The sequence below is a fragment of the Ignatzschineria rhizosphaerae genome (assembly GCF_022655595.1).
GTDB classification, from domain to species: domain Bacteria; phylum Pseudomonadota; class Gammaproteobacteria; order Cardiobacteriales; family Wohlfahrtiimonadaceae; genus Ignatzschineria; species Ignatzschineria rhizosphaerae.
Window position 1 is genome coordinate 2,810,845 of record NZ_CP093379.1, and the last position, 19,490, is coordinate 2,830,334.

Sequence of the window (19,490 nt, forward strand, 5' to 3'; positions counted from 1 at the left end):
AGATCAGGGTTTGTCTCGTAGATAACCTTTGTCGTGCAAGCGCTCATCAGTATCGCGAGGGTCACGCTTATTGCGATTTTCCACATCTTTTTTCACCTCAATTGCTTTTAGTGTTTCCTTAGCTGCACTGTTTTGCATTTTGCTTGCTTCCAGCTCTTTTTCGACAGATTCACGTTTGGATTGCTCTCGTTGCAAAAGAAGATAGAAGACGAATGACAGGGCACTTAAAACAAAACCTAGAAGCTGCTTAATATTCTTCACGGGGTTTACTCATATTGGTGGGTTTATTGGGATATGAATCATGGACATGCTTACGAATCTCTTCTTTTTGTTGATCCGTAATATTGCCTTCTAACCTAAAGGTTTGAGGGTTTGATCTTTCAACCTTCAATCTGCCTAATTCGTTCAATCCCTTACTAGGTAATTGCCCCAATGTAGCTAAAAGGAATGTTCCAAAGAGCCATTCAATGCCAGGATGTCCTTTGATTGCTAAGATAATGAGAACGATAGCCCCGATAATCGCACCAAAAAAGGCCAGAGTTTTATTGCTATCAATGCGCTCATTACTATTCTTTAAGCACTCCAATACATTTACTTTCATGAACAAACTCCTTGAAAATAAGTGTTTTCACGAAGCTTTTTAAGTCGCTCATCATTGCTGTCACTCGGTAAGATCTCTTTCATCTCGTAGCTTTCGCAATAGCCTGATTCTGCTTTTTCGCCGTAATTGATATCTGGACGAGGATTGCTACAAGCTGAGACGACGATCGCAACGGTTGCCAATGCGAATGTCATTAAAATGGCTCTAAAGTAATCTTTCATATTCATTGATACGCTCCTTCCAGTTGATACGGCGACTTGCTAATAAGCGATTGCGCCACCCTTGGATATACTTGTATTGAGTTTTAGGGGAGATAATGACGTAAAAATCTAATGTTCTGTAACAGAGCGCTTCAATGAGTAATGCTTCAGAAGCGTTTGAGATCGCATTTAACGTATTAGCACCAATCACCCCATCATCTGTTACACCAACCGCACGTTGTAGAATTAGCGTTGTTTGCTTATGGCCAGAATGAATTGAGAGCAGATAGATATTAAAAGCAGCATCATTCATGATGTTTGAAGCAAGTGAATCATTCCAAAACGCCTTGCGGTAAATCTCTTTCGCCTCAGCTTTGGTAAGATCGATCATTCTTCCTTTATAGCCATGAGCTTCTGCTAAGCGTTTGGCAATGCCGTAGTTTGTTTCGCCCCCTGGATCATCAGGGTCATTAACATGGCCGCCTTCAATACGAATAACTTCATCTGTGAAAGCTTGGAATCGTGCTTCCTGGTATTTATCCAAATTTAATCCCATAGCTGCTTTATCTCCTTTTTTTGTACTCTGTTATGAGGTACATAAATCTTAGTTCTCACTGGCAATGTTGTTGGCAGTGTTGCTAGATGCCGGTTTTTTTCATGCGTAAGTACTGCTTCTAATAACGCTGTGCTAATCTCATTGCGATATAAGCATCCATCAAGTGTTTCAAAGCCATTTGCTTCAATAGTGCGATTAACAATTGTCATTACACTAACGCCACAAGAGAGGCTGACTGGCCTAAGAATCTGCGGATTGCCATGTTGTAATTGGCATTTAGTGTGAGCGTTGAATCATTAGTTGCTGCTTTAACGTCTTGCCCTGGCTTTCTTGCAAGATCAACATCAATGTACTCTTCGTTAATCTTCTGCTTTGCAAGTGAATAGACCGCTTCTTTAAATAGTCTGACTTGACGTGAACGCTCACGTTCACTCGGTAACTCTTCGAGTTTTGCAATACCTTCACGCTCTTTGGCTTCTGCATATTCATCTAAAGCATCAGTAACCGTGATGTACGCTATTTCTAAAGCTTTTAAGCTTTGCTCATCCGTAATTGCTGAGTAAAGGCGATAATCTTTGTGTAATTCAGCAACAGTAATAGACGGCCAGAAGCTGATGTAATTCACTTCTCCAACTTTTTTACTCTCTGTTATTGCTGTTAAACCACTCATATCTCACTCACTTATAAAATTAGGTAAGGGGGTAGATGCGTATCTAAAGTGTATGAACCATCAACGCTTTATCACGCAAGCCCCCTTGGAGGCGCGGTGCCATAAAAATTATTTAGGTACTTTTTCAGAATCATTTAATTGCTTGTTAACACGCTCTAAGTCATTCTTAGCACCAACCTTTTGATCAAGTTCGAGCGCTTTTTCGTAGTATTCCTTCGCTCGCTGGAAGCTTGCCTTTGACTTCAGTGCTTCTACTTTTTTACCTAGTTCTCTTAAGAACTTTGCATAAGACTGATCATTCGGTTGTTGTTCTGGCGCTTCAATGCTTGCAATGATTTGGTAAATCTCTTCAGCTTGGGTTGCTGTAATTGCTTTAAATTGGTCATTACCATCATGTGCTGTCATTGTTTTTGCTGAATCAGTGATAAATGTCTGAACCGACACCTTAAATCCTTCAGGCATTGGAATATCAAACTTCACCATGTATCTTGCAATCTGTATAAACTCATCAATGAGCATTGCATCAGCAGACCAGACGAGCATCATGCGAGTGATGGGATCATTAACTGCAACATCTTGAGCAACAATCCCTGAAACATAATGCATGTATTTTGGTACTTTATATTTCTTCGCAAAGTGTCTGTGTTGCATTGATTCCATGCTTTTCATTTCTAGAATGTCACCACGGAGATTCCCTTCAAGTTCTGCGAGAATCGGATTTGTGCTCTGCGTTTCAGCTACTGCAGCACTGGTTTGTGCTGCAATCGCTTCTCGCATTTTTTTAATGCGATGGGGCATTATTCACCTCCGTTTGCTTCATCCAAAGGAACCGCAACAGTGACGTTTTCAGCGATAATGATTTGCTCATAATCACCGATGGCGTATGTTTCAAGCGCTTGGTTGAAAAGTTCTAACTGTGAGCGAGCGCTATTTACGTTTGGGTGAATATTAGTACTGCCTTTTTTTGTTAAGTGATGCAAGTTTGCGAGGTTTGTGACAATCACTGTTTTTTCAGGGAAGTAATCAGGGGTTAAGACTTCATCTCCATTGGATAGATAAGTTGCTGCTAAGCCTACTTTTTTTCCTGCTGTTTCACTGACATCAGCTGTTTCAGCTAAGCCCATGCTTCTCGCATCAACTAAATCACTAGAAGCCAAAACAACGAGATCTTTACGTTTATACATCGGGATTTGAGCTTTAAGACCAATGACTAATGCATCAAGGTTTGCGTAGTCACCGCTTTTTCCGATCGTAATTGCATCTTTCAATACATTCGTAGGTTTATTTGTACGTACATGCTGAAGCCAGCCGATAGCTACATCCTCACCTAGAGGATTCTTTGTTGGATCAGTCTCATCAGCGGCTTTAATACCATGCCAACCGATCATGACGATATCGTTCATTTTTGACGTGCGTCGGCGCTCATTGATACGATCTAAAAATTTATTGCGATCTGTAGTAGACCAACGATTGAGATCGCTGAATTTAATATGCGTATCGTGATCGATCACGACACATTCATATTTCACCCCTTTGACTGTGCCCATTTCTTTTGTTTTTCGATCATTTTTAGTTGTATCAGTACGACCTGAAACAATACCGCCAGCTTCATAATTGAGGTCATTCACGATCATTTCATCACAAGTTGACATTGTGATACGCTTAAGAAACGGAGATGCATCTTGTAATCCGGTAATCCAGCGATGTTCAACGCTTGGAATAACTGAAAAGGCATTTCCTTCAGCAACAAACTCAAAAGAGACATTGTTATGCTCTGCTTGACTCTTAAAGAATGCTGAGATGCCAGATTCGGCGGTTGAATTTAATAAAAACTCTCATGTGTTGTGCTCCTAATATTCTGTTTTGCCGAAGCCGTCACTGTTAGGATTCTCTAACTGCACGACAGGGGTAAATGTTTGGGTTTTTGCCGGCTCTTTTGAGAGCTTTTCCTTGAGTGTGTTGAACTCAGTGCGAAGTTCTTCAAATGCTGTTTGCTGAGTTTTAAACTTAGAATTTAAAGATTCTTCTCGCTCATCAAATACTTTTGCAATCTCTGAAAATGCTCCTTCGAGATCCTCTTGATTGAAAGTTTCGGATGCCTTCTCTTTAAAGAGATCCGCCACAAATCTTTTAATAGAGAATTTTTTCTCTTCTGTGGTTTCTTCATCTTCACTAAATGAGAAATCAGCTTCGTGTGGATCGGTTTTAATGTTTCAACACGAATAGGGCAGAAAATTGTAGAACGTCAGTTCCTAAGCTTGCAGGATTATCAGTACAAGCAAGACCTACAAGGTAGGCTTTTCCTTTGCCAGCAAAATTTCGATTCATTTCAATTGATGAGTAGATTTTTTGCCCTTTCTTATTGATAGCTACTAAATCCTGAGAAACACCAAGTTGGACATATAAAGCTTGGCGTTTTTCTCCGAAAAGAGTAATTTCTTCGGATTTAACACTAAAGACATCACCATACATTTTAAATTCTGAATCAATATACCAACCGCGAATATGATCTAAGTTGATGCGTGCGCCATATACTTCAGGGTCATATGTTTCTGCCATTTCAATGATTTCTTGTGCTGTGATGACTCTTCCATCAACAGTTTCACCTGACACGGCGACTCGAAACCATCCGGTTTTTTTAAGTCCATGTCGAATTGCTTCACTCATGAGTTCTTTCTCCAAATAAATATTAATTTTGCGCACTAAGATCTGGTTGTTCGTTAAAGGACTTCATCATCGCTAAGACCACTTTTTTATGCGAGCTGTTACGCCTTACATTATTTGCTATGAAAATCTCTTGAATCTCTCATGGATAGCTTGATTTCAAAGAAAATTAGACGAAATAATACAAGGGGCGATAACTCGCGCTATTTAATTAGAAGAACGACACTAAGAGCCTGATAAATAGCTGATTAACACAGGTGTCATGGCTCAAATAACTCTCCCCCCTTTAACTATTCCAGAAGAAGATCAGGCAAGGATTCTTTACTTTGCGGGCTGGACTTTAACCGATATTGCAACAAGGTTGGAAAGACCTGTGAGCACGGTTTCAGCGTGGAAAACTAATCGAAAATGGGATAGTGCAACGACATTTCAACGCTTACAAAATGGTGTTGAAACACGTTATTTGATGCTCATTTATAAAGAGAATAAGAGCAATGCTGACTATAAAGAGTTAGATCAGCTTAAAAGGCATTTACAGGATCTCTTCTTTCCTAAAGATGAAGATGCCGGCGGTGGTAAGAAGAAAAAGAAAAGAACTGCTAAAAATATTTCGCCAGAAGAGTTTGCGGAAATTATTAATGAGGCTTGGGAAGGGGCAGGATTCAAGTATCAGAAAGATTTTTTAAAAGAATCTGCAAAGCACAAAATCTCAATGCTGTTGAAAGGCCGTCAAACAGGCCTTACTTGGTCATTGGCGATAGGGCGCTGTTTAGTACGTGCAGTGAACTTAAAGCATGATCAGATTTATATCTCAGCGTCACAGAAGCAAGCTTTCCAAGCTCGTGATTATATTAAGCGATTCGTGAAAGAACACACTGGTATTGAATTATCGGGTGTTGAAGATATTGAATTGCCTAATGGTGCAAAGATTTATTTCTTAGCGACAAACTTTGCGACGGCACAGGGATATTCTGGGGATGTAACAGTTGATGAGTACGCATGGATGCTCAACTTTGATTTGCTCACTGAAGTAGTGAAAGCATGTGCAACGCTAAAGCAATACACCATTGTGATGAGCTCCACACCAAGTATGGCATCGCATCCATCTCATAATGCCTGGAAAGGGATTACAGAAAGTAATAAAGCTGGTGTTAAATTTACGAAGAAACAGACACAAAAAGGGATTCTCTGTGATGATCATACTTATCGTAAAACTATCACGGTTGAAGATGCCGTTGCCGGTGGTAATGAGCTTATTGATATTGATCAGCTTAAACAGTTATTCCCTGATAACTATCATTTCTTGTATATGGCTGAGTGGCTTAAAAAGAGTAATTCACTCTTTGATGCTGCAACAATCATGCGAAACATGGTGCCGGCATTTAGTGAGTGGTTCGATTATAACGAGCACTTAAAGAGGCCGTATGAAGATCGTCCTGTCATTCTTGGATATGATCCAGCACTTAAAAAAGATGCGAGTGCCGTTGTGGTGATTGCGTTACCAACACCTGAATACCCATTCTATCGAGTACTCGAAAAGTACAATTTCTTTGGCAACAAATTTGAAGAGCAAGCAAAAGAGATAGAGAAGCTGACAGAGCGTTTTAATGTTGTACATATCGGTATCGATACAACTGCAATTGGTGCTGCAGTCTATCCATTAGTGAAAGCATTTTTCCATAACACGACAGGGAAGCAGGGAACATCTCAGCTTAAATATTTATTGGTAACTCAAATGCAAGGGCTATTTAGACAAAACAGAGTGAAATTCCCGATTGATTGGACTGATCTTTTTGAGTGCTTTATGGCGATATCGCTCGCAACAACAAGAGCTGATTCAGTCGTTATTGAAACATCAAGGTCACAGGCAAATGCGCATGGCGACTATGGTTGGTCAACGATGTATGGAATTGGATTTTATGAAGATATTACAGGTGAAACTCACCAACAAGAAGGACGTGGAGGCGTTTTATAATGACAAATAAACGTAAAGAAGATGAAGGCCAAATCATTACATTTGGTATTAATGAAGAAGTCACAGAGCAAAATATCTATGAGATGTTAGGTTTTCAATGGGATGGTGGTCATGAGCTTTATTACAGACAACCATACAATTATTGGAAGCTTCATCTTGCAAGTATGGGTGCTGCGCTTCATGAAACGAGCTTAAACTTTAAGACTCGCTTTGCTACCTCTTATTTTGAATCTAATTCATATTTAAGAAAGTCTGAGTTTAAGAAGTTCTTCTATGATTATATGATCTTTGGCCATGCTTATTTAGCAATTAACAAAGCTCGATTAGGAAACGTCTTATCGCTTTCTCATCTACCTTCCTTTTATATGCGAGTAGGTAAGCAAGGTGGGGCATATTTGGTGAATCCTGCAGAGCTTAATGAACCGATGTATTTTCCTGATGTACTGATTCAAAAGAACTATGATCCATCGCAAACGATCTACGGTAAGCCTGATTACCTCTCAGCTTTGCCATCTGTAAGCTTGAATCAAAATGCAACGGCCTTTCGCATTCGCTATTATAAAAATGGCTCACATGCAGGGTTTATTTTGTCAGTTAATGGCAAGATTAGTGATGATCTTTTTGATGATATTAAAACAACATTAAGCCAATCAAAAGGTGATGGAAACTTTAAAAATCTGCTGATTAATATGCCTGAAGGTAATAAAGAGAGTGTGCAGCTGATACCAATTGCAGATATTGGTGCAAAAGATGAATTTAATCTCATCAAAAGAGCGACAGATCGGGATATTAACGCAATTCACCGTGTACCGCCTATATTCATGGGTATCGCACCAGAGAATGCTGGTGGGTTTGGGAAGCCAGAAGAGTATTTGGAGACGTTCTACAACAATGAAATGCTACCGATCTTTAGTGAATTAGAAGATTTGAACGATGATTTAGGCGTGAAAGCTTTCGTATTTAGAGAATATTCTAAAAAAGAAGATATATAGGGTGGTCGTCGCAAGAGCGTGATTTATTAGTGAGTCTTTCAAAAGCATTGATACTATCGGCTTAAATCGGTAACACTATATGCGTGATTCGATGTGATTAAAGTTACACTTTAATGATAAGTTATTGATGTGTAAGTGTTTATTAGTATTCAATAATCATCATTTAGACACGTTACCTAATCACATCAAATCACAAATAAATCACAAATATAGAATCTCTTAAACACGTTGCAATCAGTATCATTACACATGGTTTATTTTTTAGGTAACAGAAATCACGCCTTTCCGACACTGCCCCACCGCTTTTAATATATAGAGATATATACCTATATCTGTTCATTAATTTATCAATCAATCTTACTTTTAATAAAATGAATCAACTTCTAAAAGTGCCTAAAAAGACCTAAAAAAGCAAAATGTAATACTTGTAATAGCTCGTAAAGGATAAAAGCAAGGAACAGCCAGTATCGGCGCTTCTAGCGATATGATTGGAGCTTGGAAAAACAGGGTACAAACCATCGGCGAGGGCGGCGAGGTGACGGCGCAAGTAGACTGCTATTGGATCTATTCTCAACTGTGGTGATAATGCCCATAGTTGAATCCAGTTGTGGGGGTAATGACCATAACTGCTTTTAGTTATTGCGATTATCGCAACAACTGTTTTATCGAGGCAATAAAAAAGCTCACCGTAGTGAGCCGTGGAGATTCTTTTAAAAGTGCATAATAATTGTGCTATTTTTGGGTGAAGTACAGTTATCAGCGGTTATAAAAGGGGAAGCGTTTTCGCCATTTTTTTCGCCAAGAGCTTTTATAGATAGCAAAAAGCCCGCTAAATAGCGGGCTTTAAGACTTTGTAATGGTGCCTAGGGCCGGAATCGAACCGGCACGACCGTAAAAGGGTCGGCAGATTTTAAGTCTGCTGCGTCTACCAATTTCGCCACCCAGGCATTGAGTGTGTTGCTTAGTAGAAGTAGAATATTACACAAGTCGATTTAAAAAAGCAACAGGTGAGCGAAAATGAGACAATGTTTTTTGAGACTTGTGGGCTTTTGATATGAAATATTCAAATCATGATACGATAGAATCTTGAATTGAATGTAGTTAGGGGATTTCTACAGGATGAGTAAAACTATTTTTTTTGAAAAAATTGTCAACTTTCGAGATCTTGCCGGTCTAAAAACGCAAGATAATGCTGTGGTGAAAGAAGGGCATGTTTATCGTAGTGCGTTATTGGATTTTGCGACTTCTAAGGATTTAGATAATCTCGCAACGCTTGCACCAGATGTTGTTGTTGATTTTCGTACAGATGGAGAAAAGCACGGAGAAGATATTCTACTAGCGCTAGATTCAATTACTTATCAACCTAAACCAATTGGCGTTGGGAATTTCTTTAGTGATGATCAAGTCCAAGCTCTAGGATCGTTAAAAACAGAGGATATTGATGCGCTTTTTATTAAGATGTATCAAGAGTTTCCAACCCATGGACAGATGCAGTTTAAAACAGTTTTTGATGCTCTATTGGATAACGAACGAGTCATTTATCATTGTAGTGCCGGAAAGGATCGAACGGGAGTGATGAGTTACCTTATCTTGTCGGCATTAGGGGTGCATTATGATGATATTATGGATAACTACCTTCAATCGAATCAATACGCCGAATCATTACATGAGTTGTTTGCTAATCATCGGGTAAAGCATAATAGTGATCCTAAAATGACAGATGAGTTAGCAAAGGTTTTTCAAAAGGTCCGTTATGTTGATGCAAGTTATTTAGATACATTAGATCGTTTTTTAATAAAGGAATATGGCGGCGTTTTATCTTATGTGGAGAAAACACTACTTGTCGATACCAATGCTTTAAAGGCGCGTTTATTGTCTTAAAGGTCATGGAGTCAGATTGCCTGTACTTTGGTTGTGAGAAGCGTAAGAATCGTTCTATCCGGCAGCGTGCAAGCTGATTTGATTCATACTCTGTCCTATTTTACTTTTAAGGTAGTTTTTCTTAAACCGAATCGACTATAAAGCAAAAACCCCCAGCGATTAATGAAGTGACCCCATAAAGTTGGACAGTTTAAAATTATAAAGACAAGGACTGAGTTCGATATTCTATTGGACTTAGTCCTTTTAATTTAAGCTTAATTCGTTTGTGATTGTAATAATCAATATATTTGTGTAGCTCTGTTTGAAGATGATCTACTGATTTAAACCGTTGTGTGTAAAAAAATTCTGATTTTAGTATCCCAAAAAAGTTCTCTATGACAGCATTATCATAGCAATTACCTTTACGGGACATACTCTGTTTAATATTGTTTTTCTTTAGGTTTTGTTGATACTGAGCCATTTGATATTGCCAACCTTGATCTGAATGAAGGATCAGCTTTTCTCGACCTCTCTTACTACTTTGTAAGTATGTTAAGGCTTTCTCCAACATCCGTTCGACTAATTCATATTTTGGTCTTTTTGTAATTTTATAACTAATAACTTCTTGATTATAGAGATCTAGAATCGGAGATAAATAGAGTTTCTCCCCATTGACTTTGAACTCTGTAACATCTGTTACTCATTTTTGGTTAGGCTTGCTTGCTGTAAATTGACGTTGTAAAAGATTCTTAGCAACTCTTCCAATCTGGCCTTTATAAGAACGATATTTCTTTGGACGAATCAAAGATTTTAGGTTCAACTGTTTCATTAGCCTCTGGACTTTCTTATGGTTAATGATGAACTCTCGCCTTAGTATTGCTGTAATTCTGCGATAGCCATAACGCCCCTTGTTCTCATGATAAATTGACAATATTTTCGCTTTAAGATCACTTTCCGGATCAGCAGAGAAGAGTGACTTTCGATGATAATAACTACTTCTCGCAAGATGGGTCACTTTAAGTAGGAGTGTTAAAGGATGCTTCTCTTTTAACTCCTCGATTGTTTCAGTTTGAGCCTTCGCTGTTCCTCCCTCTCTTCCAACTCTTGATACTTTTTTAAGACATCATTCTCCGCGCGGAGATAGAGAAGCTCAGCGGTTAATTCATCAATCAGCTTTTCCTGCTCTGTTCTATTATCTGGCTTTTTGGGTATTAGGTCGACCTTTCTGGCGTGGTTTAAGCGCATCTAAACCACCCATTTTAAAGAGAGATTTCCATTCTAATACAGAAGTAAATGCAGGAATATTAAAATATGCAGCAGTCTCTCGGATAGAAAGGTTATTTAATGTCATGTAAGTTACAACATGTAGCTTAAATTCAGCCGTATAGTTAAGTTTAGAAGTTCTGGGTTTTATACCTTCAGCCCCATGATACTGATAAGCTTTCACCCACTTACGGACAGTTGTGCATTCTACATTAAAGTAGCGAGCAGTCGCTTGATAACCATGATTATCAAGATAAAACTGAATTACTTGTAATTTAAAATCAAAAGAATATTTAGCCATATAAAAACACCCCAAAGTTGTGTCCAACTTTTGGGGTGCAGTTCATTACAAACGGGTTTTTTGTGAGTTTTTAAAATCGCTATGCGATTTACTTTACTGAAGCGCCCAATATAGGGCTCCTGTTAATGGGATTAACAAAAATATTGCATAACAGAGTCTTTGGCTAATAGAGCTTAAGAAAAGGCTTTTTGGCGCTTTCATCAAAATAGATTTCCTCTATTAAAAAAGATAGTAAAAAGTAGCGGCAATAATAGCAGCCATGATGAGCATTCCTAATAACGGATGGTCATTTTGAATAGATTTTGCTTCTTTAGTATGGGCATTTTGCTGGCTTCTTTTGCCGGTAATCATCGCTTTAATAAGATTTTGGCGTTTTACCATGATGTAGATAAAGACTGCGGCAATATGAATACCAATTAGCCATAATAAAACCGCTCTTCCATTGGTGTGTAGAGAGGCCATAATACCCCGAGTAGTGCCTGATATTTTATCTGCTAGCGGAGCATTCCCCCAAGCCCAAGAGTTATCTTCTAAAAATAAGCCTGTAATAACTTGAACGAGTAGGATTAAGATGAGTGCGATAACCATCAATGCCCCTAAAGGGTTATGACCTTCGGTTGAGGTTTTGGATGCTTTAAGATAATCAATAATCTGGGAAGGGCCTTTAATAAAATTGGTAAAGCGAGCGGTTGTCGCGCCGACAATTCCCCAGATAATCCGAAATATTAAGAGCGATAAAATTAATGTTCCGGCATATTGATGAAGCTGTAATGCTGACATATCTGATGTTGAGAAGGGGATATTAAATCTTTCAGATAAATTGTAGGATGTATAAACACAAATCGCCATTGCAATTACTAAAATCCAGTGGAAAGCACGAGTTGGGAAATCCCATACTTTAATCATCTTATTTCCTTTTAAAGTTTTCAAACGGTGTACTGGTAATTATCTAATACTGACCTTAAGAATTTCTTAAAGAGTACAAGAGGTTATTAAATTTATGACAATTATAGTGGAGTCTTTTTAAAAATCGATTATTACTATAATAATTACTGATTAATAGGGATATTAATTAGTAGGTCTATAGGTAATTTCAAAACCTTCTTTGGCGAGATATTTTCTAACAACAGGATCGCTTGGCATCGGCACTTTTTCTGCACTCATAATTGCTACAAAGACACTATTATCAAATTCTTCATTGCCACTCTCCTTGATGATGATAGGCATACCAATGATTGTGCCATCTTCTTTGACTTTAAATTGAATCGTGGTGCTTAAGCCATAACTTCCTGGTGGGGTAATCCATAAAGCATAAAGATAAGCGTGTACTTGGGAGAAATATTCACTATTTAGAGCGGCTGCAATTCGCGATTCTTCCTCGGTTTTTTTTGCTTCAGCCGCTTTACGATCAGCTTCCTTTTTTTCAGCAGCAAGACGTTCTTTTTCAATCCTCTCTTTTTCTAAACGCTCTTTCTCAGACTTTTCTTGTGCTAGCTTCTCTTCTGCTGCTTTTTGTTCAGCGGCTTTTTTCTCAGCAGCTTTGCGTTCAGCCTCTGCTTTTTCTTGTGTGGCTTTCTCTTCTGCTTGTTTTTTCTCGGTAGCAATACGTTCTTGTTCAATTTTTTCTTGTGCAAGTTTCTCTTGAGCTCTTTTTTCTGCCGCCGCTTTTTCTGCTGCAACTTTCTCAGCTTCCTGTTTCTCTGCAGCTTTTTGCTCTGCTATAATTCGCTCTTGCTCAGCCTTTTCTCGTACAAGCTTCTCTTGCGCTGCTTTTTCAGCAGCTTTACGCTCAGCTTCTGCTTTTTCTCTCGCAGCTTTTTCTCGGGCCGCTTTCTCCGCGGCGATACGTGCTTCTTCTAGACGTTTTTCTTCAGCAAGACGGTTGAGTTCATTTTCAACTTCTTTGGTATCAATGCGTTCAGATTTCGCGATTTTATTTTCATCGCTAATTTTTGCCGCATTCTCATTGAGTGCGGCTTGTTGAATTTTTTGATAAGAAGTAAAGGAGAAGTAGCCAATACCGATAATAACAAGTGCGGTTAAAAGGCCGCTACTGATATTAATCCATCTATCTTGTGTCTCACGTTTCATGATTTATGCATTCCTCTGTTTCAAGAGAAAGTAAGATGACCCCACGAAGATTACTCTTCAAACGGGATTGTCATAAGTTGTACATTTTTCTGGGTAACACGTTGCAATAAGCTCATCGCATCAATGATCTTGCCATAAGGTGCTTTTTGATCCCCTTTAACGAGTGCTTGCATCTGTTCATTCTCGGAAAAAAGTGTGCTTGCTTGTCGTAAAATCTCATCTTCAGGGAGTGCGATATTAGGATTATCTGCAAGGTTAAAGAAGAAGCTTCCTGAGGCATCTACTGAAATAACCATCATCTCATCACCTTCGATAGCAACCGCTTGGCTGCTATCCATTTGAGGAGGTTCAACATCAATTCCGACAGAGATGGTAGTTGCTGTCACCATAAAGATCGTTAAAAGAACGAACATGACATCAACATAAGGAACTATGTTCATGTCCGAGTTGAGTTTATTGGCGCGTTTACGTCGTCTCATATTATTGATTCCATCTATAATCGCTGATATTTATGCGGTAGCTTGTATGTTTTTTTGAGTCAGTTGCACATATTGGCGTGCTAGGATATTGGCAAACTCATCAATAAAGCTATCGTAACGGGTCATCATTGTATTGATATCATTGCTAAATTTGTTATAAGCCATAACTGCCGGAATCGCAGCAAGAAGACCGATTGCCGTTGCAATAAGTGCCTCAGAGATTCCTGGTGCTACTTGAGAAAGCGTCACTTGTTTGACAGTCCCTAGTGCGCTAAATGAGTTCATAACGCCGATCACGGTTCCTAAAAGACCAATATAAGGTGCAACAGAACCAATCGTTGCCAGCCATGAGAGGAATTTTTGAATACTCGTTTCTTCACGCTGAGTTTCTGCAAACATGGCACTTTTTACACTTGAAACAATAAATTCAGGGTCATAATTAGCATAACTTCTCAAACGGCTAAATTCTTGAAATCCTGAGAGAAAGACTTTCTCTAAATCTGAGCAGTTTTTCCCTTTTTTGGTAGCTTCAGTGGCGAGTTGATTAATATCAGCACCCGACCAAAAGAGTCTTTCAAACTGGTTAATACGATATTTTGCGAGCTTAATGGAGATATATTTTTTCCAGATTAAGAAAATTGCCACAATTAGCATGATCGCTAAGATGAGCATAATGATTTTAACGGGAAAACTAGCACTTAAAATAAGGTGCCAAAATTGTAAGTCAGAGGACATCTCAGAGCTCCTGATTTAAAAGAAATTGGGAAGAGGTTTAGGACGTCTAGTATTGACGTCTAGAGTGACGATTTCTACGTTTCCACGTGTTAATACTTCATCACCTCGTAAGATATTTTGTTCAAAAATAGCCCGCGTTCTACTGCGTTCAATAATTCTTGATTGTATAACCAAATCATCACAAAGATGAGCTGGCTGGCGGTATTCAATATCAAGCTTGCGAACCACAAACATTTCAAGATGGGTCTGTGCATGAGTATTGAGATTGATGCCTTTTGCTAGCAACCACTCTGTTCGAGCTCGCTCCATAAAATTGAGATAGGTTGAATGATACACAATGCCACCAGCATCGGTATCCTCGTAATAGACGCGGATTGGTAATTCAAAGATTTCAGCTTTTGGTACCATAACGACTAACAATGACCTTTTGAGAGTAAATTAAATAGGGACATTTTACATGATATTGTGATAAATTTCGCCGTTAATATTATGTTTTGTGAAGCTTGGGTGATTTCCTTAAGCATTTAACTGTTTGAAAAACTGAAGGAGTGGTTGAGGTAGAGGGTTATTAAATAAGAATGATTCTCCAAAAAGAGTGAAGCTTAATTGTGTTGCGTGAAGACAAAGTCGGTTAACGCCGGAAGAATCTTCAGTATGATAGATTCTATCACCAAGTAAGGGGTAGCCATTTGCAGCGCTATGCACACGAATTTGATGAGTTCTTCCCGTTTTTAAAATGGCTTGTAATAGGGACGCCTTTGCGCCATTTTCTAGCAGCGTAAAATGTGTTTCAGCGCTTTTCCCTGTGGGGGAAATGATCACATATCTCTCCCCATTAACACGATTTTCTGTATCAAGAGGATCTAATATAATGGTTGTTTTCTCAGGGAAGCTTTGCACCCAATTACCAGAGACAATTAATGTATATTGACGCTCTAGCTCACTATTTTGTAGTTCTCTAAGTACTTTTCCACTTTTAGCAATTAAGAGTAAGCCGCTAGTATCTCGATCAAGACGCTGCGCTAACTCATAAAAATCGTGATTTCCAAAAGCTTTGAGAGTCTCAATAATACCAAAAGGGATCTCAGAGCCCGCATGTACCGCAAGGCCAGAAGGCTTATCAATGATGATAAATTGTTCATTTTCAAAGATGATAGATTCTCTCAGTCTATTCCATGCCGCTTCTGGGATATGAATCTCTTCTTTAATCTCTACTTTAACCGGCGGTAATCTTACGATATCCCCTTCTGTTAAACGGGAGGTGGGTTTTGATCTTCCTTTATTAATGCGCACTTCCCCTTTTCTAATCATCTGGTAAATTCGTCCCTTAGGGAGCTCTCTAAATTGTGCCATTAAAAAATTATCAAGGCGCTGACCATCTTGATGAGCATTTACTTCAATAGTCGTTGCGGGGTAAAACTGTGTGCTCGGCGATTGCGTCATGAATAAACCTTATTAATAAATAGGGGGAGTGATTGGAATCCTTCTTAGTTTAAAGTAGAAGTCCTAAAAGTAAAATAGCCCCTAATATTAGGAGCTATTAAATGAAGTGAAACTATCTGTTTATATCGATCAATGAAATGCTTTTATGATAAAAGATCACCATCATCGCTGTCACCCTCTTCAGCACCGGCTAAAGGTGCTGGCGTTGTGATGAAGTGCTCACGAACGCGCTGTTCGATCTCTTGAGCTGTTGCGACATTTTCACGAAGATACTGTTTAGAGTTCTCTTTACCTTGACCTAAGCGAGTATCTCCATAGCTATACCATGCACCCGCTTTATCAACGATTCCGGCATCTACTCCAAGGTCTAAAACTTCCCCTAAAGTATCAATGCCTGCGCCATACATGATCTCAAATTTAGCTTCTCTAAAAGGAGGAGATACTTTATTTTTTACCACGCGAACACGGGTATCTGCACCAATGACTTCATCCCCTTTCTTCACAGCGCCTGTTCTACGAATATCTAAACGTACAGATGAGTAGAATTTAAGGGCGTTACCACCTGTTGTTGTTTCAGGGTTCCCAAACATGACGCCAATTTTCATACGAATTTGGTTAATGAAAATAACCAATGTGTTAGATTTTTGAATATTAGCAGTAAGTTTACGAAGCGCCTGGCTCATAAGGCGGGCTTGTAAGCCCATGTGCGAATCCCCCATTTCCCCTTCAATTTCAGCTTTTGGGGTTAATGCGGCAACGGAGTCAACGACGATAATATCAACGGCCCCAGAGCGAACGAGAGTATCTGTAATTTCAAGAGCTTGCTCACCATTATCGGGTTGTGCAATATAGAGATTTTCAACATCCACTCCTAATTTTGCAGCATAACCTGGGTCTAATGCGTGCTCAGCATCAATAAAAGCAGCTGTTCCGCCTGCTTTTTGCGCTTCAGCAATCACATGTAGTGTGAGAGTTGTTTTGCCTGATGATTCAGGGCCAAAGATCTCGACAATACGGCCACGAGGAAGACCGCCAATACCCAGCGCGATATCTAAGCCAATTGAGCCTGTAGAAACAGGAATAATATTGTTTGGCGTTTGTTGGTCGCCAAGACGCATCACTGAGCCTTTACCAAATTGGCGATCGATCTGCCCAAGTGCAGCTTGGAGGGCTTTGCGTTTATTTTCATCCATCTTTTAAAAGTCCTTATCTACGAGAGGCTACAATTGTTAATTACATTTAGGTGTTGATTATGACATGAAAATTACATTTATGTATTTATTTTGTAGCGGTATATGAAAATGTTACTTTTTAATTTTTTAAAGTAGGTACTAAGATCATACCTACTTTTATGCTTCATAAGAGATCCTTTAAAAAGATATCTTATATTTTCGCGAATTTACTTGCTAGAGGAGATAATTTTTTCGATCGCTTTACTCGTTGAGTAGCCATCTACAAAATCGATTAATTCAACTTTCCCACCATTATTGATAACCGCATCAGCACCTGCAATCTGTTCAACGCTATAATCACTTCCTTTAACTAATACATCAGGTAGTACCGCGCGAATTAATGATTCTGGGGTCTCTTCGTCAAAGAGTGTGACCCATGCTACAGATGAAAGCGAAGCTAAGACGGTTGCCCGGCTTGTTTCATCCATAATAGGGCGAGTTTCGCCTTTGATGCGTTTAACAGAAGCATCAGAATTTAGCGCAACAATTAAGTGATGCCCAAGCTTACTTGCTTCTTCTAAATATTTTACATGACCTCTATGGAGAATATCAAAGCAGCCATTTGTCATGACAACGGTCTCATTATTCATTTTTGCGCGTTTCACTTCATGAAGTAGCGCTTCTTTAGAGAGTACGAGGTTATGTGGGCGATCTGATTGTCCAAGCGCATAATCTAGCTCTTCTTGCGTGACATAAGATGCGCCCATTTTGCCAACGACAATGGAAGCTGCCACATTGGCAATTTTACAAGCTTGTGGCAAGGGAGTTCCTTTAGCAATTTGAGTCGCAAGCATGGCAATAACCGTATCTCCTGCCCCAGTAACGTCAAAGACATCTTGCGCTTTTGCCGAGAAAGTCACAGGCTCTTTATCTTTCTCAAAAAGCGTCATTCCTTTCTCACTACGTGTAATCAGTAATGCATCTAAATCAAGCTCTTTACGGAGTTTTTCCGCTTTAGCAAAGAGGGTTGCTTCATCTTGGCATTTACCAACGACACCTTCAAACTCACTCGTATTAGGCGTAATTAAAGAAGCGCCGCGGTATTTGCTAAAATCATCGCCTTTCGGATCAATAATCACAAATTTCCCTTGAGACCTAGCATATTGAATGAGTGCTTGAGGATCTGAGAGGAAGCCTTTGTTGTAATCAGAAAGAACGATAAGATCATTTTGATCAATAATTTTTTTGAGCGAATCGGTAATTTTGGAAAGAAGCGCCGGCTTTAAGTTTGGGGCTTCCTCAAAATCGCAGCGGACAATATGTTGCTGGCGGCTAATGACTCGTAGCTTCATAATGGTTGCAAAACCATTTTCAGTGACAAAATCGGTCTGGATATGATTACTTTGGCAAAGGGATGCTAATTCATTGGCGTGTTGATCTACCCCTACTAAGCCAGAAAGTGTGACAGGACACTCCATTTTACTAATGTTGAGTGCAACGTTTGCCGCGCCGCCAAGCCTATTTTCAGTGTGATTGATATTCACAACAGGAACAGGAGATTCAGGAGAGATGCGATTAGTCGATCCGATCCAATAGCTGTCGATCATAATGTCGCCAAATACGGCGATTTTAGCAATAGATGGTTGTGTCATATGAACCTCAAGAGTTTATGCGGAAATAGTGAGATTATCTTTAAATAATTCGCGGAAATTTTGGGAAGTGATACGGGCCACTTCTTCTATAGGAATATTTTTCACTTCGCTAATAGTTTTTGCCACAAAGGGAACAAGCCCTGGGTGATTTGCTTTCCCTCGATATGGTACAGGTGTTAAATAGGGAGCATCTGTTTCAATTAACATCCGATCGATCGGCATTTTTGCTACTACTTCTCGTAATTCAGCGGCATTTTTAAAAGTAATAATGCCACTAAAGGAGATATAGAAACCTAGATCTAATCCCTTTTTAGCCATTTCCCAATCTTCTGTAAAACAGTGCAAAATACCGCCAATATCTCTAGCATTTTCATGAGTGAGGATATTGATTGTATCTTGGCGCGCATCCCTTGTATGGATAATTAATGGTTTTTGGTGTTTTTTGGCAATATCAATTTGGGTGATAAAAGAGGATTGTTGTGCGATTTTATGCTCTATTGAGTAGTGATAATCTAATCCTGTTTCCCCAATGGCAATTACTTTAGGGTTTTGCAACATTTCGGCAAAGTTATCATGGCTTGCTGGAATATTTGCTGGAACTGCACCCGGATGAACGCCAACAGAGAGGGAGATATGGTTATAATCTTTGACAAGCTCTGCCATATCATGCCAACGATCGAGATCCACGCTAACACAAAGCATGTGTTCGATATTATTTTGTTTAATAACTTCTAAAAGGTTTTCAATTCGATTGTCATAGTTGCCAAGATCTAACATATCAAGATGGCAATGGGAATCGATAAAGGTTGGTGTAGTCATAAAATTTTCTATTATAT

At 39.1% G+C, this 19,490-nt stretch carries 22 protein-coding genes, 1 tRNA gene and 1 pseudogene; 3 read left to right on the forward strand and 21 right to left on the reverse strand.

What is annotated here, in order from left to right:
• Positions 1-3: 3 nt before the first annotated feature.
• The 10 genes from MMG00_RS12890 to MMG00_RS12935 all read right to left on the reverse strand — a co-directional run bounded on the left by MMG00_RS12890 (position 4) and on the right by MMG00_RS12935 (position 4,694).
• Positions 4-261 (reverse strand): DUF2681 domain-containing protein, encoded by a 258-nt coding sequence (locus MMG00_RS12890; RefSeq protein WP_242147816.1) that lies wholly within the window; start codon positions 259-261, stop codon positions 4-6.
• Complete coding sequence (locus MMG00_RS12895) at positions 248-601, reverse strand: DUF2644 domain-containing protein (RefSeq protein WP_242147814.1); 354 nt, start codon at positions 599-601, stop codon at positions 248-250. Before MMG00_RS12895 ends, MMG00_RS12890 begins: the two co-directional genes overlap by 14 nt.
• Complete coding sequence (locus tag MMG00_RS12900; protein ID WP_242147812.1) at positions 598-828, reverse strand: hypothetical protein; 231 nt, start codon at positions 826-828, stop codon at positions 598-600. Before MMG00_RS12900 ends, MMG00_RS12895 begins: the two co-directional genes overlap by 4 nt.
• Positions 806-1,357, reverse strand: a complete 552-nt coding sequence (locus tag MMG00_RS12905; protein WP_242147811.1) for a glycoside hydrolase family 108 protein — start codon at positions 1,355-1,357, stop codon at positions 806-808. Before MMG00_RS12905 ends, MMG00_RS12900 begins: the two co-directional genes overlap by 23 nt.
• Positions 1,348-1,566 carry a hypothetical protein gene (locus MMG00_RS12910; protein WP_242147809.1) on the reverse strand — a complete coding sequence of 73 codons (219 nt, stop codon included), beginning with the start codon at positions 1,564-1,566 and terminating at the stop codon, positions 1,348-1,350. The genes MMG00_RS12905 and MMG00_RS12910 overlap by 10 nt, the downstream gene beginning before the upstream one ends.
• Positions 1,566-2,027, reverse strand: a complete 462-nt coding sequence (locus tag MMG00_RS12915; protein WP_242147807.1) for a head completion/stabilization protein — start codon at positions 2,025-2,027, stop codon at positions 1,566-1,568. Before MMG00_RS12915 ends, MMG00_RS12910 begins: the two co-directional genes overlap by 1 nt.
• 108 nt (positions 2,028-2,135) lie before the next feature.
• Entirely contained in the window at positions 2,136-2,825 is a 690-nt protein-coding gene (gpM, locus tag MMG00_RS12920; protein WP_242149002.1) for a phage terminase small subunit, read from the reverse strand.
• The gene (locus tag MMG00_RS12925) at positions 2,825-3,829 is read right to left on the reverse strand and encodes a P2 family phage major capsid protein (RefSeq protein WP_242153489.1); all 1,005 of its coding nucleotides are present in this window, start codon (positions 3,827-3,829) and stop codon (positions 2,825-2,827) included. The genes gpM and MMG00_RS12925 overlap by 1 nt, the downstream gene beginning before the upstream one ends.
• Positions 3,830-3,877: 48 nt before the next feature.
• Positions 3,878-4,150: a hypothetical protein gene (locus tag MMG00_RS12930; protein WP_242149005.1), complete on the reverse strand. Its 273-nt coding sequence runs from the start codon at positions 4,148-4,150 to the stop codon at positions 3,878-3,880.
• A gap of 82 nt (positions 4,151-4,232) precedes the next feature.
• Positions 4,233-4,694: a GPO family capsid scaffolding protein gene (locus MMG00_RS12935; protein WP_242149007.1), complete on the reverse strand. Its 462-nt coding sequence runs from the start codon at positions 4,692-4,694 to the stop codon at positions 4,233-4,235.
• Between the two features lie 259 nt (positions 4,695-4,953).
• On the opposite strand from MMG00_RS12935, the gene MMG00_RS12940 reads away from it, so the two are divergent.
• Positions 4,954-6,666 carry a terminase large subunit domain-containing protein gene (locus MMG00_RS12940; protein ID WP_242149009.1) on the forward strand — a complete coding sequence of 571 codons (1,713 nt, stop codon included), beginning with the start codon at positions 4,954-4,956 and terminating at the stop codon, positions 6,664-6,666.
• Positions 6,666-7,658, forward strand: a complete 993-nt coding sequence (locus MMG00_RS12945; RefSeq protein WP_242149011.1) for a phage portal protein — start codon at positions 6,666-6,668, stop codon at positions 7,656-7,658. The genes MMG00_RS12940 and MMG00_RS12945 overlap by 1 nt, the downstream gene beginning before the upstream one ends.
• Before the next feature lie 857 nt (positions 7,659-8,515).
• Here MMG00_RS12945 and MMG00_RS12950 read toward each other — a convergent pair.
• Positions 8,516-8,605: transfer RNA gene (locus MMG00_RS12950), tRNA-Leu, on the reverse strand.
• Positions 8,606-8,777: 172 nt separating this feature from the next.
• Between MMG00_RS12950 and MMG00_RS12955 the strand changes: the two genes are divergently transcribed.
• Positions 8,778-9,539, forward strand: coding sequence for a tyrosine-protein phosphatase (locus MMG00_RS12955; protein WP_242149014.1), 762 nt, complete (start codon positions 8,778-8,780; stop codon positions 9,537-9,539).
• 196 nt (positions 9,540-9,735) lie between these two features.
• Here MMG00_RS12955 and MMG00_RS12960 read toward each other — a convergent pair.
• The 10 genes and pseudogenes from MMG00_RS12960 to MMG00_RS13005 form a co-directional block, all read right to left on the reverse strand.
• Positions 9,736-11,082, reverse strand: a pseudogene (locus MMG00_RS12960) (IS3 family transposase).
• A 219-nt stretch (positions 11,083-11,301) separates the two neighbouring features.
• The gene (locus tag MMG00_RS12965) at positions 11,302-11,988 is read right to left on the reverse strand and encodes a cytochrome b/b6 domain-containing protein (protein WP_242149016.1); all 687 of its coding nucleotides are present in this window, start codon (positions 11,986-11,988) and stop codon (positions 11,302-11,304) included.
• 162 nt (positions 11,989-12,150) lie between these two features.
• Entirely contained in the window at positions 12,151-13,173 is a 1,023-nt protein-coding gene (gene tolA / locus MMG00_RS12970) for a cell envelope integrity protein TolA (RefSeq protein ID WP_242149018.1), read from the reverse strand.
• 50 nt (positions 13,174-13,223) lie between these two features.
• Positions 13,224-13,652, reverse strand: a complete 429-nt coding sequence (locus MMG00_RS12975) for a biopolymer transporter ExbD (RefSeq protein ID WP_242149020.1) — start codon at positions 13,650-13,652, stop codon at positions 13,224-13,226.
• 30 nt (positions 13,653-13,682) lie between these two features.
• Positions 13,683-14,387: a protein TolQ gene (tolQ, locus tag MMG00_RS12980; RefSeq protein WP_242149023.1), complete on the reverse strand. Its 705-nt coding sequence runs from the start codon at positions 14,385-14,387 to the stop codon at positions 13,683-13,685.
• A 15-nt stretch (positions 14,388-14,402) separates the two neighbouring features.
• Positions 14,403-14,795: a tol-pal system-associated acyl-CoA thioesterase gene (gene ybgC, locus MMG00_RS12985; protein WP_242149025.1), complete on the reverse strand. Its 393-nt coding sequence runs from the start codon at positions 14,793-14,795 to the stop codon at positions 14,403-14,405.
• 108 nt (positions 14,796-14,903) lie between these two features.
• Positions 14,904-15,830: an RluA family pseudouridine synthase gene (locus tag MMG00_RS12990; protein WP_242149028.1), complete on the reverse strand. Its 927-nt coding sequence runs from the start codon at positions 15,828-15,830 to the stop codon at positions 14,904-14,906.
• 143 nt (positions 15,831-15,973) lie between these two features.
• On the reverse strand, positions 15,974-17,023 hold the full coding sequence (recA, locus tag MMG00_RS12995; protein ID WP_242149030.1) for a recombinase RecA: 1,050 nt from the start codon (positions 17,021-17,023) through the stop codon (positions 15,974-15,976).
• A gap of 206 nt (positions 17,024-17,229) precedes the next feature.
• A complete protein-coding gene (gene hldE, locus MMG00_RS13000; RefSeq protein ID WP_242149033.1) occupies positions 17,230-18,654 on the reverse strand; it encodes a bifunctional D-glycero-beta-D-manno-heptose-7-phosphate kinase/D-glycero-beta-D-manno-heptose 1-phosphate adenylyltransferase HldE in 1,425 nt (474 codons plus the stop codon).
• Between the two features lie 15 nt (positions 18,655-18,669).
• Positions 18,670-19,473, reverse strand: a complete 804-nt coding sequence (locus tag MMG00_RS13005; RefSeq protein WP_242149035.1) for a TatD family hydrolase — start codon at positions 19,471-19,473, stop codon at positions 18,670-18,672.
• Positions 19,474-19,490: the final 17 nt, after the last annotated feature.

Coding starts and splice junctions, on each gene's coding strand:
- MMG00_RS12895 (WP_242147814.1), bottom strand. CDS start 601: ATGAAAGTAAATGTATTGGAGTGCTTAAAGAATAGTAATGAGCGCATT.
- MMG00_RS12900 (WP_242147812.1), bottom strand. CDS start 828: ATGAATATGAAAGATTACTTTAGAGCCATTTTAATGACATTCGCATTG.
- MMG00_RS12905 (WP_242147811.1), bottom strand. CDS start 1,357: ATGGGATTAAATTTGGATAAATACCAGGAAGCACGATTCCAAGCTTTC.
- MMG00_RS12910 (WP_242147809.1), bottom strand. CDS start 1,566: ATGACAATTGTTAATCGCACTATTGAAGCAAATGGCTTTGAAACACTT.
- MMG00_RS12915 (WP_242147807.1), bottom strand. CDS start 2,027: ATGAGTGGTTTAACAGCAATAACAGAGAGTAAAAAAGTTGGAGAAGTG.
- gpM (WP_242149002.1), bottom strand. CDS start 2,825: ATGCCCCATCGCATTAAAAAAATGCGAGAAGCGATTGCAGCACAAACC.
- MMG00_RS12935 (WP_242149007.1), bottom strand. CDS start 4,694: ATGAGTGAAGCAATTCGACATGGACTTAAAAAAACCGGATGGTTTCGA.
- MMG00_RS12940 (WP_242149009.1), top strand. CDS start 4,954: ATGGCTCAAATAACTCTCCCCCCTTTAACTATTCCAGAAGAAGATCAG.
- MMG00_RS12945 (WP_242149011.1), top strand. CDS start 6,666: ATGACAAATAAACGTAAAGAAGATGAAGGCCAAATCATTACATTTGGT.
- MMG00_RS12955 (WP_242149014.1), top strand. CDS start 8,778: ATGAGTAAAACTATTTTTTTTGAAAAAATTGTCAACTTTCGAGATCTT.
- MMG00_RS12965 (WP_242149016.1), bottom strand. CDS start 11,988: ATGATTAAAGTATGGGATTTCCCAACTCGTGCTTTCCACTGGATTTTA.
- tolA (WP_242149018.1), bottom strand. CDS start 13,173: ATGAAACGTGAGACACAAGATAGATGGATTAATATCAGTAGCGGCCTT.
- MMG00_RS12975 (WP_242149020.1), bottom strand. CDS start 13,652: ATGAGACGACGTAAACGCGCCAATAAACTCAACTCGGACATGAACATA.
- tolQ (WP_242149023.1), bottom strand. CDS start 14,387: ATGTCCTCTGACTTACAATTTTGGCACCTTATTTTAAGTGCTAGTTTT.
- ybgC (WP_242149025.1), bottom strand. CDS start 14,795: ATGGTACCAAAAGCTGAAATCTTTGAATTACCAATCCGCGTCTATTAC.
- MMG00_RS12990 (WP_242149028.1), bottom strand. CDS start 15,830: ATGACGCAATCGCCGAGCACACAGTTTTACCCCGCAACGACTATTGAA.
- recA (WP_242149030.1), bottom strand. CDS start 17,023: ATGGATGAAAATAAACGCAAAGCCCTCCAAGCTGCACTTGGGCAGATC.
- hldE (WP_242149033.1), bottom strand. CDS start 18,654: ATGACACAACCATCTATTGCTAAAATCGCCGTATTTGGCGACATTATG.
- MMG00_RS13005 (WP_242149035.1), bottom strand. CDS start 19,473: ATGACTACACCAACCTTTATCGATTCCCATTGCCATCTTGATATGTTA.